Source organism: Acidovorax sp., assembly GCF_046339755.1.
Taxonomy (GTDB): domain Bacteria; phylum Pseudomonadota; class Gammaproteobacteria; order Burkholderiales; family Burkholderiaceae_C; genus Acidovorax.
The window spans coordinates 1-13,538 of the sequence record NZ_JBKDTZ010000201.1 but is presented as its reverse complement, the minus strand read 5'-3'; the positions used below and the strand labels follow the sequence as shown (position 1 = coordinate 13,538).

The 13,538-nt window shown below is 68.2% G+C and carries 8 protein-coding genes and 1 pseudogene; 6 read left to right on the top strand and 3 right to left on the bottom strand.

The genetic code is table 11. The annotated features are described in order from the left end of the window. Positions 1-622: 622 nt before the first annotated feature. Positions 623-2,419, top strand: coding sequence for an RCC1 domain-containing protein (locus ACK59X_RS16415; protein ID WP_409958842.1), 1,797 nt, complete (start codon positions 623-625; stop codon positions 2,417-2,419). Positions 2,420-2,606: 187 nt separating this feature from the next. On the opposite strand, the gene ACK59X_RS16410 is transcribed toward ACK59X_RS16415, so the two are convergent. Then, positions 2,607-2,891 (bottom strand): hypothetical protein, encoded by a 285-nt coding sequence (locus ACK59X_RS16410; RefSeq protein WP_409958840.1) that lies wholly within the window; start codon positions 2,889-2,891, stop codon positions 2,607-2,609. Next, positions 2,876-3,868: a hypothetical protein gene (locus ACK59X_RS16405; RefSeq protein WP_409958838.1), complete on the bottom strand. Its 993-nt coding sequence runs from the start codon at positions 3,866-3,868 to the stop codon at positions 2,876-2,878. The genes ACK59X_RS16410 and ACK59X_RS16405 overlap by 16 nt, the downstream gene beginning before the upstream one ends. Before the next feature lie 139 nt (positions 3,869-4,007). Here ACK59X_RS16405 and ACK59X_RS16400 point away from each other — a divergent pair, with 139 nt between their 5' ends. After that, positions 4,008-4,844, top strand: coding sequence for a dienelactone hydrolase family protein (locus ACK59X_RS16400; RefSeq protein ID WP_409958836.1), 837 nt, complete (start codon positions 4,008-4,010; stop codon positions 4,842-4,844). Between the two features lie 82 nt (positions 4,845-4,926). On the opposite strand, the gene ACK59X_RS16395 is transcribed toward ACK59X_RS16400, so the two are convergent. Next, on the bottom strand, positions 4,927-6,969 hold the full coding sequence (locus ACK59X_RS16395) for a tetratricopeptide repeat protein (RefSeq protein ID WP_409958834.1): 2,043 nt from the start codon (positions 6,967-6,969) through the stop codon (positions 4,927-4,929). A gap of 204 nt (positions 6,970-7,173) precedes the next feature. Between ACK59X_RS16395 and ACK59X_RS16390 the strand changes: the two genes are divergently transcribed. From ACK59X_RS16390 to ACK59X_RS16375, 4 genes and pseudogenes are all read left to right on the top strand, one after another. Beyond that, complete coding sequence (locus ACK59X_RS16390) at positions 7,174-9,021, top strand: RCC1 domain-containing protein (protein WP_409958832.1); 1,848 nt, start codon at positions 7,174-7,176, stop codon at positions 9,019-9,021. 84 nt (positions 9,022-9,105) lie between these two features. After that, positions 9,106-10,953: an RCC1 domain-containing protein gene (locus tag ACK59X_RS16385; RefSeq protein WP_409958830.1), complete on the top strand. Its 1,848-nt coding sequence runs from the start codon at positions 9,106-9,108 to the stop codon at positions 10,951-10,953. A gap of 281 nt (positions 10,954-11,234) precedes the next feature. Beyond that, a complete protein-coding gene (locus tag ACK59X_RS16380) occupies positions 11,235-11,495 on the top strand; it encodes a hypothetical protein (RefSeq protein WP_409958828.1) in 261 nt (86 codons plus the stop codon). A gap of 1,092 nt (positions 11,496-12,587) precedes the next feature. Next, a pseudogene (locus ACK59X_RS16375) lies at positions 12,588-13,538 on the top strand (hypothetical protein); the annotation flags it as partial.

Below are 13,538 nucleotides of genomic sequence, written 5' to 3'. Positions count from 1 at the left end.
GCGGAACGCCACCCGCAGCTTCTTATCCACCTTGCGCGTGCCCAGGTACTTCCTGAAGGTCCGGAAGCCGCATTGGGATAGCCGCTGTAGATGAAGAAGTTGACGGTGCCCCAACCGACATCGTGTCCATCGACATCGCAGGTTTAGAACGTGTTTACGATCTTTGCGAGGCCGCGTTGGGGTGCAATCGGGATGAGTGGATGCTTCGGGTGCGCCGCATGGGCTCGTGCCCATGCAAGCAGCCGGGGCGTCCAATCGCCCGATTTCGCCCCAACCTTCGGGCAAGTGCCTTGCCGGGCGGTCTGCGGCGTTGCGGCACTTGTTGATAGCCGAGCTATCAACTGCGCACGGCCCCGTAAAGATCGTAAACACGTTCTTAGGCATGCAGGCGATCAGGCGGTCTTCAAAGGCATGCACCTAGTCCAGCGAGGTGAAGTAGCTGCCGGGAAACTGGAGGACCAGTTGCTAGCGCACGGGCTCGGTCGTCATGGGACAGCTTGGATTGAAGGGTTTGCAAACGGAAATTCCGGTCGGCATTGTGCCGCGCCTGGGCGCCAGGCCATTCGTGACCAGGTGTTTTTTTGTGTGTGCATACGGCAGCAAAGCTGATAAAACGGCCGCCATGCGCAACACCTTCCCAGCTCCCCTCCTCTGGCTTGGGGCCCTGCTCGCCAGCCTATTGCTTCTGGCCGCTGCGCCGGCCCAAGCCACCACGCTCAGCACCGGCTACGACACCTCGTGCTCCGTCTCCAACGACTGGGTCGCCCAGTGCTGGGGCGCCGTGCCGCTGGCCAGGACCAGCAGCGCAGGCATTGCCGACCTGCGCGCGGGCAAGGGCTTCAACTGCGCGCTGCGCAAGGACGAAACCGTGAGCTGCTGGGGCAGCATGGGCAGCCTCTCGTTCGGCCCGGCCACGGCTGACACACCGGGCCAGGCCATCGCAGGCGTGCGGCAGGCCACCCAGTTGGCGGTGGGCGCCACCCATGCCTGCGCGCTCAGCGGCGCTGTTGTGTACTGCTGGGGCGATGGCAGCCGGGGCCAGCGCGGCGCGCCGGTGAGCGCCACGCCATCGGCCCAGGCCTCGTATGCCGAAGGCCTGTACGACGTGACCCGTGTGGCCGCCGGCAACGGCAGCACCTGCGCGGTCAAGCGCGATGGCAGCGTGTGGTGCTACGGCACCGGCAGCCCGCAGCTCACCGCGCCGGGCGGCATGGCCCCCGCGCCCGGCACGGGCACGCGGGTGCCGGGCATCGGCGATGCGGTGGACGTGGCCCTCTTCGACGGCCACGCCTGTGTGCTGCGCAAGACCGGCGCCATCGCCTGCTGGGGCAGCAATGCCCAGGGGGAGCTGGGTACGCCGGCCAGTGCCACGCCGGTGACCGCACCGGTGGAGGTGCAGGGCCTGGGCGGTGCGGCCAAGGCCGTTGCCGTGGGCCCCGGATACAGCTGCGCCGTGCTCACCGACGGAACGGTGAAATGCTGGGGCGGCAACGCCGGCGCACAGTTGGGCATCGGCTACCACCGTGATTCAGCCGCGCCGGAAACGGGCAATGTGCTGGGCATCACCGATGCCACCGCCATCAGCACAGGCGCCACACACGCCTGCGCGGTACTCGACGGCGGCTATGTCAACTGCTGGGGCACCGGCATCGGCCGCGGCGACGGCCTGTGCGATACTGCAGGGGCTTACTACCCGGGCGTGCAGTACAGCCATCCCACTTCCAATCTCGCTGCCTGCTTCAGTAGAGTGTCTGCCACGCCCTACGCAGTGCAGGATCTTGGCCCGCTGGCCGATGCGAACATGGTGCTGGACTGGGCAGAGGCCAGCCTTCCAAGGACTTTTCCACCCCAGTTCAACCTCCCCTCGTTGCCCGGTCGCATCGGAAACTACCTGGTCCGCGCCTACCCGGGCAACACCTACCTCGCCGTCAACGGCCACGGCACCCCGCACCTGATGTACCTGGGCCCCGACAGCGGCGGCCAGCTGCGCGACCTGGGCCGCCTTGCCCACTGGGCACGGCAAGCCCGTGCCTCCCAGCCCGTCACGCCGCCCATCAGCAACAGCTTGCAGCTGCAGCATGTATCGGTCAACGTGGACTTCTTTGGCAAGTCGTCCCAGACCAGTTGCAACAACCTGTATGTCTGGTTCATGGTGAGCCCCACCCCTGGCCATACCCTGCCCGCCGGATTCAAGCCGACCTCGATCCGGCTGCTCAAAGGCGACACCTATGTGGATGTGCCCAACGTGACAGAGGAAAGTCAATACACCCCATCACCCGACGTTTACAGGGGCCGTGCCTCGGGCTGTCCCGCCACCATCATCCGCGGGGACGCCGACGTGGAGCTGGTGCTGTATTTCACCATCGACGGGCAAGCGGGGCAGGTGCGGGCGCGGGCCAAGGTGTTGGAGACGTCCTGAGAACAAGTCCCGAGTCCTGGCCTCGGGTCAGAAATCACATGTGGTGCGTGCCGTGCACATGTTGCCGCGCTGGCCGTAGGCCTAGCCATACAGGCAGGCCGCCTCGCTCTTTACCAGCCTGATGCTGCCGAAAAGCGCCGGCCCGGCGCGGCGCGACTGCTCGCGGTGAGGCGCCCAGTAGGCCCGGTCATCGGCCGTGCACCTGCTGCACATGCAGGCCCAGCCGCGAAACGCGGCCAGATACAGCGACCGTATCGCCCGCTGCTGGCACCGCTCCCGCAAGTCGGCCATCCAGGCAGATGCGGGCCGTAGCGCCCTTGAATTCAAGCCGGGCAGATTGATCGCAGTTGCGCTTCCTTGCATCGTGCACCTGCACCGAGGCGACACGCACATCCACGCGCGAAGGCGCGCCGAAGGTCCACCCCAGCAGGGCCGCCCATCCCCATGGGATGGAAATCAAAAAGCCCGCCATGAACACCACCATCGTGGGATACAAGAAAACCCAGCGCACAAACCCTGTAGGGTACTGCGCTCGAATCGACCCGGTCGATCTTTCATGGAGATACAGGCCCACCGCGCATACCGGTGCCAGCACCACAAACAATTGCCCTTGGCTGCCAGGCGATCCTCCACGCAGATGCGTGCAACCGTGCCACGGAACTCCAGGCGCGCATGCTGGCCGCAGGGAACATAGTTGCGCAGCACTTCGACCGAGACCACGCGCGCGTCCACGCGCTGCGGCGTGCCGGCCATCCACCCCAGGTAAGCCACCCAGCCCCAGAGCGCAGCGGCCATCGCTGCTGCGCACATCAACGCCAGGAAAGGGTACGCGATCACCGTGCGGAAGAACGCGCCAGGAATGGTTTGCGCCAGCTCGGGCAAGACCCGTTCAAAGCGAAAGAATGCCCAGACGAAGACCGGGACCAGGGCACCCACCACCCAAGGCATGGCAGCGCGCAACGCGGCGCTGCCGAAGACCCGGAAGCCCCCGCCCAGGGACAGCTCGACATACACGCCGCCAAGCACAAACACCAGCGCTACAACGGCGGGAATCGCGAAGCGGTAAGCCAGCAGCTTCCTGGCGGAAAGCCTTTCGCGCTGCAGCCGGTTCAACCGGGCCTGCCGCGCCCGCGAGGCATAGGCATCACCCATGCCACTGCGGATCTGGTCCAGCACCTGCAGCTCGGCATACCGCTGCCGGGCGGCCAGTTCCTGCGGGCTTTTACGACGGCTTGGCTGAGCGCCGGCATGGGCGCTGCTGGTCAGTGGCGTCACCTCCCCTGTGCGAAGCGCCTTGCCAGGCGGTGCATTACTGGCCGCAGGCAGCAGGGAGGCTCCCGGGCGGAGCCTGTCTCTCATGTTCTGGTCGTTCTTGTTTGTTGGATGGAAAAAATCCCTCGCAACCATCGTAAGCGCAGCCCCGGAATCGGCCAATTCCGCGTTTGCCATGCAGTTTGTGGGTGATTTGGGCAGCCCTCAAGGCACCGCGCAACGGCGCCAAAACGCCTGCAGCATTCATGTTTGTCACGTACCATGGCACGCCCTGCCGCAACTGTTTTGTTTTGACCGAAAAGGAGCTGGACCTACCATGTGCGATTCCAACGACGATCTCCACAAGTACACCCGCCGCGACTTCACCGCGTGGGCGGCTTCCGCCGGTTTGCTGACCACCTTGCCGGCGGTGGCCAACGCCGCAGCGGTGGCCGAGCGTGACGTGACCATCACCACGCCGGACGGCAGCTGCGATGCCTACTTCGTCGCCCCGACCTCTGGCCCGGCCCCCGGCGTGCTGGTATGGCCCGACATATTCGGCCTGCGCCCGGCCTTCCGGCAGATGGGCAAGCGCCTGGCGGAGTCGGGTTACAGCGTGCTCGTCGTCAACCCCTTCTACCGGCAGAAGAAGGCGCCCACCGCGCCACAGGGCGGCCAGACGCCGATTGCCGAGGTGATGCCGCTGATGCAGGCCCTGACGCCGGCCATGCACCTGAGCGACGGCAAGACCTTCGTGGCCTGGCTCGACGCCCAGGCCGAGGTGGACAAGGCGCGCAAGATCGGTACCACCGGCTACTGCATGGGCGGGCCGATTGCAGTGCGCACGGCCACGGTGGCAGCGGGCCGCGTGGGTGCCGTGGCGAGCTTCCATGGCGCCGCCATGGTGACGCCAGCGCCCGACAGCCCCCACCGCCTGGTGGCGCAGACCAAGGCGCAGTACCTGATTGCGATTGCCGAGAACGACGACACCAAGGACCCCGAGTCCAAGACCAGCCTGCGCACCGCGTTCGAGAGCGCCAAGCTGCAGGCCGAGGTGGAGGTCTACCCCGCCGCGCACGGCTGGTGCCCGCCTGATACGCGGGTCTACGACGCCGCCCAGGCCGACCGCGCCTGGGCACGCCTGCTCGCCACATTCGGCAAGGCACTGGCCTGATCCCGGCCTGAATGAACGCATCCCCGGCGCTGCGGCGCCCGGGCATGCATGTGCCGGGTTGCCTCAGGGCAGCCCAGGTGGTTCAATCCCGCCCGCGAAACGACTTCATCAGCATCCAGATGCACACGGCCATGCCCACCAGCGGGATGGCCGCCACCGCGGCCACCAGGGCGCGCGCGGCCGGGCCCCAGTCGAAATCGCGCCCCGTGCGCCAGGCGCCGAAGGCGGCGATCAAGCCCAGGATGTACATGCCCGTGCGAAAGCTCGGGCCGGATTTGCCCGAGGCGATGAGCAGCACCACGCTGGCCGCGCCGATGACCAGGCCCAGGTGGCCCAGGTGCACAGAGGTGCCCTTGCGGGATGCATCGCTGCGGCGCGCCCCGGCCCGGCGGGTGCCGTTCTCCTCATCGTCTTCTTCGTCGGCGCGGTTGCGCGAGGGCCTGGGCGGGGAGGATGGCGACGGCGATGCACCACCCTGCGGCGGTGCGGCACCGCCGCCAGCACGGCCCCAGTCGGTGCCCGACAACCCTGCCATCGCTGCACCGCTGGCCGCACCTGCGACGGCGGAAGCGGCGGGCGCAACGCCCCGCCCTGCCGCGCTGCCGGCGCCAGCCTGCAAACCCTTCTCGCGCAGCACGGCGCGCAGGCGGCCGGGTTCGCGCAGGGCCGCGACCAGCGCGCGCACAGGGCCTTGTTCGTTTGGCGCGATCTTCAGGGCGTCCACGCGCACGGTGGTGCCGCGCGTGTTGGCCAGCATGAAGAGCGCCTGGGCCACCAGCCTATCCCTGGGCCCGCCGCTGCCGTTCTCGATGGCCACCCCCAGGTTGTAGGTCGCGTCGGCGTGGCCGGCCTCGGCCGCCTGGGCATACCAGTCGCGCGCCAGGGCCAGGTTCACCGCGCCGCCGTCGCGGCCGTGCTCGTCCAGCGTGCCCATATGGTAGGCCGCATGCGGGTTGCCCTCGCGCGCAAACCAGCCCACCAGGTCGCGCGCGACCGAACCGGTCCACACGACGGGAGCGGTCGCGTGCGCGGCCGGCTCCAGGGGCGCCAGGCTCAGCCCGCCGGGGGATGCGGCCGCTTCCTTCGCCTGGCGCTGCCTTTGCTCCTGCTGCCGCTGCTCTTGGGCCGCGGCGTTCCACTTGGCGGCCAGGGCCATGTCCACCGGGCCGCCCCAACCGCGCTCGTGCATCAGCGCGAACAGGCGCTTGGCGGGCTCGTGGTCCCAATCCACGGCGCGCTGGCACCAATAGCGCGCGTTCTCGAAATTGGGCTGCTCCCAGCCGATCACCGCCTCCAGCGCGCGCTGGAAGGCCGCCACCTCGTGGCCCTGCAGGGCCGCAGCCTCCAGGCCGTCGGAGGCCTCGATGCGCTTTCGGCTGTAGAGCATCATCTGCTCGGTGCGCGCAAAGGCCTCGTCCAACGCCTTGCGTTCGCTGTCGATGATGGACAGCAGCAGCGAACCCGATGCGGACTTGAGCCGCGCATGCAGGGTCTGGATGCGCCCCTTGGCATCGTCCGGGAAGCGCTCGTAGAAGGCCTGCGCATCCGCGCGCGTGGCCTGGTCGTAGGCGCCCATCATCTGCAGCGCGGCCGCCAGTTCGAAGTGGCGGCGCCGGTCCAGCGTGCCGAAGCGCAGCGCCCGGCCCAGCGCGTACTGGGCATGCGGATTGCCGCGCGCGGCATGGTGGCGGTACTCGGCCCAGGCGGTGTCCAGATCACCCGCCTCGCGCGCCTGCTCTGCGCGCCGGACCTGCAGGTCCGGCTCCTCGGGCGTGTCGCCATTGCCCAGGTAGTGCACGCCGCTTTGCGGGTCGTACAGGTTCAGGCCCAGCCGGGTGGCCTGCTCCCAAGCCAGGTTGAAGGCCGCATCCCAATGCTCCGTGCGGGTGTTGATGCCAAAACCCAGCGTGGCATCGTCGGTGACACCGTCCTCGCTGCCGTCCAGCCACACGTCCATCGCTTCGGGGTAGCGCTCCTGCAGCGCCCGGCCCCACTCCAGGAACTTGGGGTTCTGCCCTGGCGGCGGGCTGTCGCTGACGCGCTCGAACTGCGCGTCGGCCTCCTTCTTGGTGGTCGGCCACGGCCAATCGGCGGGTTTTTCCCACAGCTGCAGGGTGTAACTCATCGGTAGGTCCCTCCCAAGAACGCGGCGGTGCCGGTGTTTTGGGGGGAATTCTAGGGCGCTGCGTGCGTGTCGGGCGGGCCACGGCAGCGCCGCAGCCGGCTCATCTGCCGCATTTCGTTACACCAAGCCTGTGACCGCAGCCACACGCGCCGGGGAAGCCGCGTTCCTAGAATCGCCCAAAAGCATCCCGAGAGGTTGAGGACCATGGACGACAGACACACCCCGGTGCGTGCACCACGGCTGGTGCGCAGGGCATTGGCCATCGTTGCGCTGGCGCTGCCCGCTGCCTTTGTGCCCTCGGCATCGATGGCCACCACCGTGAGCATGGGCTACGGGCACGGCTGCTCGGTGGCCGATACCAATCAAGTGACCTGCTGGGGCAGCCTGCCACTGCCTACCCTGGGCACCATTACAGTGAGGGACGTGCAGGTGGGCCGCGACTTCAGCTGCGCGCGGCTGAACGGCATCGTCAAATGCTGGGGCAACAATGACTTCTCGCAACTGGGCGAATCGGCCACCAACCCCGAAGGCCAATGGGCGCGCGGGCCCGAGCAGGCGCAGCAGATCGCTGTGGGGGCCCGGCACGCCTGCGCACTGTCCTACGGCGCACCGTACTGCTGGGGCGACGCCAGCCAGGGCCAGATGGGCGAGCCCGCCCGAACCACGGTGGCCAAGGCCACTGTGCTGGCGGGCTTGAGGGGCATCTCACACATTGCGGCAGGCAATGCTGCCACCTGCATGGTGCGATCAGACCGGAGCGTCGTCTGCGTCGGCGCGGGCAGCGGCCTGGCGGGCGCTGATGTGGAACCACGCACGCCGCGAACGGTGCCCGGCATCACCGACGCACTGGAGGTATCTATCTTCGACGGCCACGCCTGCGTGCTGCGTGTGGCAGGTCAGGTCTCCTGCTGGGGCAACAACCGCTACGGCGAGCTGGGCGTACCCGCAGGCAGCGGCCCGCTCACAACCCCGGTCGAGGTCCCGGGCCTGGGCGCTGCGGCCAAGTCCGTGGCTGCAGGCAATGGCTACACCTGCGCCCTGCTCGTCAACGGCACCGTCAAATGCTGGGGCACCCATTTCAATGGCCAATTGGGCACCGGCCTGGGCCCCGACACCGCCACTCCGTCCACCGGCCTGGTCATCGGCATCACCGATGCCACCGCCATCAGCGCGGGAAAAACCGCCGCCTGTGCAGCGCTCGAAGGCGGCTATGTGCAGTGCTGGGGCGAAGGCACAGGCTGGAGCAGCGCCTACTGTCGCGTGCCAGGCGGGCTGTACCCGGGTGTTCCCGCCTCCTACGGCCTTTACCCCGACCTCCCGATCTGCCGCGTGCCGGGCTCGGCCGCGCCCATGGCGGTCCAGGGCCTGGGCCCGGCGCGCGACGCGGCCCAGGTGCTGGAATGGGCCGAGAAAACCATGCCGCAGACCTTCACTGCCCAGACAACAGCCACCGTGCCAGAGCACATCGACAATTTCTACGTGCGCGAGTATCCAGGCGGCCACCAGTTGGCTATCAACGGCCATGGAACCCCGCACCTCGTCTACGCAGGCCCCCTGACCGCAGGGCAAATGGCCGATCTGGGGCCCTTGTACCAATGGCTGCGCAAAGCGACCCAGGACGAGGGCCAAAAGAGTGGCCTGCAACTACAGGCGATGCCGATCATTCACCAGATCAGCTTTGGCAATGTATGCAATGGGTTTGTGCTTCCCCACGCCATCAAGGGTGGCGTGAACGGTTTGCCAGCCGACTTGAAAACAACCTCGGTGCGTGTGGAAAGCGACGCTGGCTTCATGGAGTTCCCAGTCCAGGAACGCTACCGCATGACGGTGCTGACCTCCGAAACAGACTGGATTTCCCAACGCATGCGCCGGGAGGGCGAGCCCATTCCCCCAGGGATGAAAGAAGAGCCCGTGCTGTTCGGCCGCACGGATGCTTGCCCGAAGTTTGACCTTTTGGGACAGACCGTGGATGTGGTCGTTTTCTACACCCTCGGCAATAAAAAAGGGCAGTTGCGCACCCGCGTCAAGGTCATCCCGAGCCCAACCGTGTAGCACGGCTCCGTGCAAAAAAAGCGACACGCCCCTTGCTGCTCACCAGCTTACCCATCGGCCCGTGGCATCCCTGAAGGACTTCCCATGAACAGCATATTCCACGCCCCACAGCTTCTGCAGAAGCTGTTTGCCACCGCTGCCCTGTTATTGACCACAGTATTCACGCCGTCGGCATCCATGGCCACCACGATCAGCGTGGGCCACAGCCACGGCTGCTCGGTATCCGACACCCACCAGCCCACCTGCTGGGGCAGCCTGCCCATGCAGGACCAGGCGCCCGACACGGTGATCGACGTGCGGGCGGGGCGCGAGTTCAGCTGCGCCCTGATGGCGGGCCGCACCGTGCGCTGCTGGGGCAACAATGATTTTTCGCAACTGGGGGTCAACGCCCCCACCACCGCCGGCCCGGGCGTGGGAGGAATGTGGCGCTTCACGCAGCTGGCCGTGGGCGCAACGCACGCCTGCGCCCTGCTCGACAACCATGCCTACTGCTGGGGCGACGGCAGCCGGGGGCAACTGGGCGCCGGCAGTGCCGCCAGCTCGGCAGCGCCCATCGCGGTGGCGGGGCTGAACAAGGCCGCGCACCTCGCGGCCGGCCAGGGCGTCACCTGCGTGGTGCAGTGGGACGCCAAGGTCGTCTGCGTCGGCCTGGGCAGCGAGCTCTCGGGCGGCCTGGACGAACCCCGCGTGGCGCGCACCGTGCCCGGCATCACCGATGCACGCGAGGTCGCGCTCTTCGACGGCCACGCCTGCGTGCTGCGCGCGCAGGGCAAGGTGTCGTGCTGGGGGCGCAACAGCCATGGTCAGTTGGGCACGCCGGCCGGCAGCGACATCCAGCGCAGCCCGGTCGAGGTGGCGAACCTGGGCGCGGCGGCCAAGGCCGTCGCCGTGGGCAACGGCTTCAGCTGCGCCCTGCTGGTCAATGGCACCGTGAGGTGCTGGGGCAACAACACCAATGGCCAATTGGGCACGGCCCTGGGGGGTGCCGCCACCGGGCTGGTCACCGGCATCACCACTGCCACCGCCATCAGCGCCGGGCAGACGGCGGCCTGCGTGGCCCTGCACGGCGGCTATGTGCAGTGCTGGGGCCAGGGCACGGGTTGGGGCAACGGCATCTGCGGCACACTGGGCGGCACCTACCCGGAGCACCCTGCTTCGTGGGGGCCCATCGTCGACATCGCCATCTGCCGCCCACCGGGCTCGTTCGCACCCCTGGCCGTCAAAGGCCTGGGCGCTGCCAGCGATGCAGCCCAGGTGCTGGACTGGGCCGAAAAGGCCATGCCCGGGACCTTCCAGGCCCAGGCATCCACCGATCCGGATCCGGGCAATACCCAGCTCCACTTGCGCCAGTACCCGGGCGGCCACACGCTGGGCGTCAACGCCCATGGCACGCCGCACCTGCTGTACCTGGGGCCCATCAGCGAGGGCCGGCTGCTCGACCTGGGGCCGCTGGACCGCTGGCTGAGCGAGGCACGCCAGGAGGAAGGCGAGAAAAGCGGCCTGCAGCTGCAGGCCGCGCCCTACCTCAACCTCATGCCCGGCGTCATCTTCACGGACCGGATCCCCAGCCCGTGCAGCGACTTCCTGGTGCCCTTTGCCATTCGCGGCGGTGCGAACGGCTTGCCCAAAGGGCTGGTCGCCACCAGCGTGCGGGTGCAGAACACCAGCGGCACGGGCATGGAGTTCCCCATCCGCGAGCAATACCGCCAGGAGCGCCTGACAACCGATACGGACTGGATCATGCAGCGCATCCTCCAGCCAGGCCAAGCCGTGCCGGCCGGGATGAAGCAGGAAACGGTGCTGGCCGGCGTTGCCGCAGGCTGCCCGGTGGCAGTGGGCACGAACGACGAGGTGGGCGTGACGGTGCTCTACACCCTGGACGGCCGCAAGGGACAGCTACGCACGCGGGCCTCGGTGAGCGCAGCCTACTGACCGCGGCCTGGGGGCAGTTGCATCCGCCTCAAGCATTCGCCCGCAACGCCAGGGTCACGCCATGCGGCAGGCGGCGAAAAGCAAAGTCTGGAAAGGATCGGGCGAGGCCTTCTGGCCACCGCCAGGCACGCGGGGCCGTCCACGGCGGCCAGCATGCGGGCGCCGCGCTTTGGGCGGTCGGATGACAGGGTGGGTGCTGCTGCGGCAACTGCGGCTGCGCTACCATGCGAGGACCGGCCGGCACCCGGCCTGGCCGCCTTGCAACAGGAGTACGCACACCCATGGAGGGCTTCCTTGAGCTGTTTGTCTACGTCCTGGTCAACTATGTCTTCCTCTACACGGGCAAGGCAGTTGTCTATGTACTGACCTTGGGGCGCTGGCGCGGCGAGTGCGGCGACAACGAAGGCCGCATCCACGGCGCAGCGGGCGCACTGACTTTTGTGCGTGATGGGCAACGGGTACTCACGGACCGCAGCGCCGCCTTCGTGGGCGGGATTGCCTGCATCGTGCTGGGTTTTGCCTGGGTGGTGGTGGCGCAGTAGACGCTGTCTTGCCCACCCGCCTGCCCGCACAGGCTGCGGCGCCAGGCCCAGGCGGCGGCGAGCCCCGGCCTACGCCCGCTGAAAATGCTGTTCAAAGACCTCCACGTCGTAGGCCGTGTGCTTCTCGCGCAGCAATTCGGCGGCGGCGATCGGCTTCGCAGCCCCGGTCGAAGAGGTTGTCGATGTTCAGCGCCAGCTTGAGGTGTGGCGTGATCGGGTAGGCCGCATACAGCGACCACACGCTGTAGCCGCTCGCCCGCCAGTCCGCCAGCGCACCGTGCCCAGGGCGTCGTAGACATCGCTTACCGCGTGCACGCCCGCGCCCAGCTCGGCCCGCCGCACACTGCCGGCGGCGGGCAAGGCGCACACGCAGTCTTTCAGGGCGCAAAACCGGGCCGGTTGAGCAGGTATTGGGTTTTGGGCGGTAGTGCCATGACCCGGCTTTCGGCCTGGGTCAGCACACAAGGTGGACATGTCTCTGGGCGTGACCAAGCCTGCCGGAAAAGAAGCCCATGGCAGGGCCCACGGCATGCCACGCCGTGCCCTGCATATATGCCGCAGCTGTGCACGCCCCCCGTGCGCGCGACACAGTGGCAGACCTCAAGAACCTGTTCACGACAGGTTCCAAACCACGGTCGCTGCGCGGAGCCCTTCCATGAACCTGTACCAACTGGCCTCGCAAGACGAGGCCTGGGGGGCTTACGCCCCCGATGACGACACCACACCCTGGACAGCCTGGCCTGCGGACCCGCCCGCCCCCATGCCGCCCGGCCCAGTACCTCTTGACGCGGCCCTGGATGCCGCCGCGCGCGAATACGGGGTGAATGCCGGTGTGCTGCGCGCGCTGGGCCCTGGCAGCTCGGTCGATTCCATTTTCGACACCGCAGCCTCGCTGCGCTCGCGCCTGGAGGCCTTTGGCGGCGACTACGCTCAGGCCCTGGCCTCGTATCGCCAAGCGGAAGAAGGCCAGGGCCTGCGCGGCTCCCGGCAAGCACGCCCGTGCCAGGGGCGCCGCCACCGCAAGCGGCAAGGCCAGACCAGCCCCCTGCCCCGCCAGACGGCCGGCTGGGCTCCGCCGACGCCCCGCGCAACATGCTGTACCGCCCGGCCCCGGCAGCGCAAAAGCCCGTGGTGGATGAGGTCAAGAATCAGCTGGCATCGGGCACCAAGACCCTGGCTCGGATGCTGCCGGGCACCGGGGCTGCAGCACACTGGGTGGCCAGCCAGTCCGAACCTGCTGCCGGCCAAGCCGCGCCACCCAGCGCAGGCAGCGTCTTTGAGCGCACGGCGTTGCCAGTGGCAGACCTGCCCTCCCGCGATTTGCCGCTGCGGCCCGAAACACGCAAGGCCGCCAACAACGCCTGGGACGCCGCCAGCCCGCAGGACCGCCAACGCATGCAAGCCCTGCCCGGATGGCAAGGCCAGCTCGCACGCGAAAGGGCCGCGCAATTCGCGCAGGCGGACAAGGGCATCTTTGCGGAATCGCCGACGGCGGCCTTGTTCGATCCCCGTGTCGAAGGGCGTACGAGGACGCTGATCGCCAAGGGCGAGCACCCCGACTTCGCACGGCGCGCAGCCCGCGAAGGCGCCGCCGCTGGCGTCGCGCCAGGGCAGGAGGTAAAGGCACTGGGGTCCACGGTGCAGCAGGCCCCCCGCCACGCCGCCAAGGTCCCGGTGCACGCGATGACCCCCCTGTCGGTTGCGCAAGACGCGCTGTCAGGGGCCTTGCAGATGGGCCCCACCGCCGCGAAAGGGGGCGCCGACATCGTGCGCCTGGCCACCGGCGATGCCGTGGGCAAGGATTTTTCAGACTCGATGGCTGCCCGCGCGCAGATCATCAAGGACATGGTGGGCAGCGACCGCTCCAAGGCACAGGAGCACAACTTCCAGGTCGACTGGGCCGACCCGAACGTCAGCGCCATGCAGATGCTTGCACGCAACAAGGGCGCCGTCGCCGACAAGCTGCTGCCCTCGGCGGGCAGCATGCTGTTGCCTGCCGGCGTCGCAACCGGCGCGGGCAAGGCAGCCACACTGGGCAGGACA

Coding starts and splice junctions, on each gene's coding strand:
- ACK59X_RS16405 (WP_409958838.1), bottom strand. CDS start 3,868: ATGGCAAACGCGGAATTGGCCGATTCCGGGGCTGCGCTTACGATGGTT.
- ACK59X_RS16380 (WP_409958828.1), top strand. CDS start 11,235: ATGGAGGGCTTCCTTGAGCTGTTTGTCTACGTCCTGGTCAACTATGTC.
- ACK59X_RS16415 (WP_409958842.1), top strand. CDS start 623: ATGCGCAACACCTTCCCAGCTCCCCTCCTCTGGCTTGGGGCCCTGCTC.
- ACK59X_RS16400 (WP_409958836.1), top strand. CDS start 4,008: ATGTGCGATTCCAACGACGATCTCCACAAGTACACCCGCCGCGACTTC.
- ACK59X_RS16395 (WP_409958834.1), bottom strand. CDS start 6,969: ATGAGTTACACCCTGCAGCTGTGGGAAAAACCCGCCGATTGGCCGTGG.
- ACK59X_RS16385 (WP_409958830.1), top strand. CDS start 9,106: ATGAACAGCATATTCCACGCCCCACAGCTTCTGCAGAAGCTGTTTGCC.
- ACK59X_RS16390 (WP_409958832.1), top strand. CDS start 7,174: ATGGACGACAGACACACCCCGGTGCGTGCACCACGGCTGGTGCGCAGG.
- ACK59X_RS16410 (WP_409958840.1), bottom strand. CDS start 2,891: ATGGCGGGCTTTTTGATTTCCATCCCATGGGGATGGGCGGCCCTGCTG.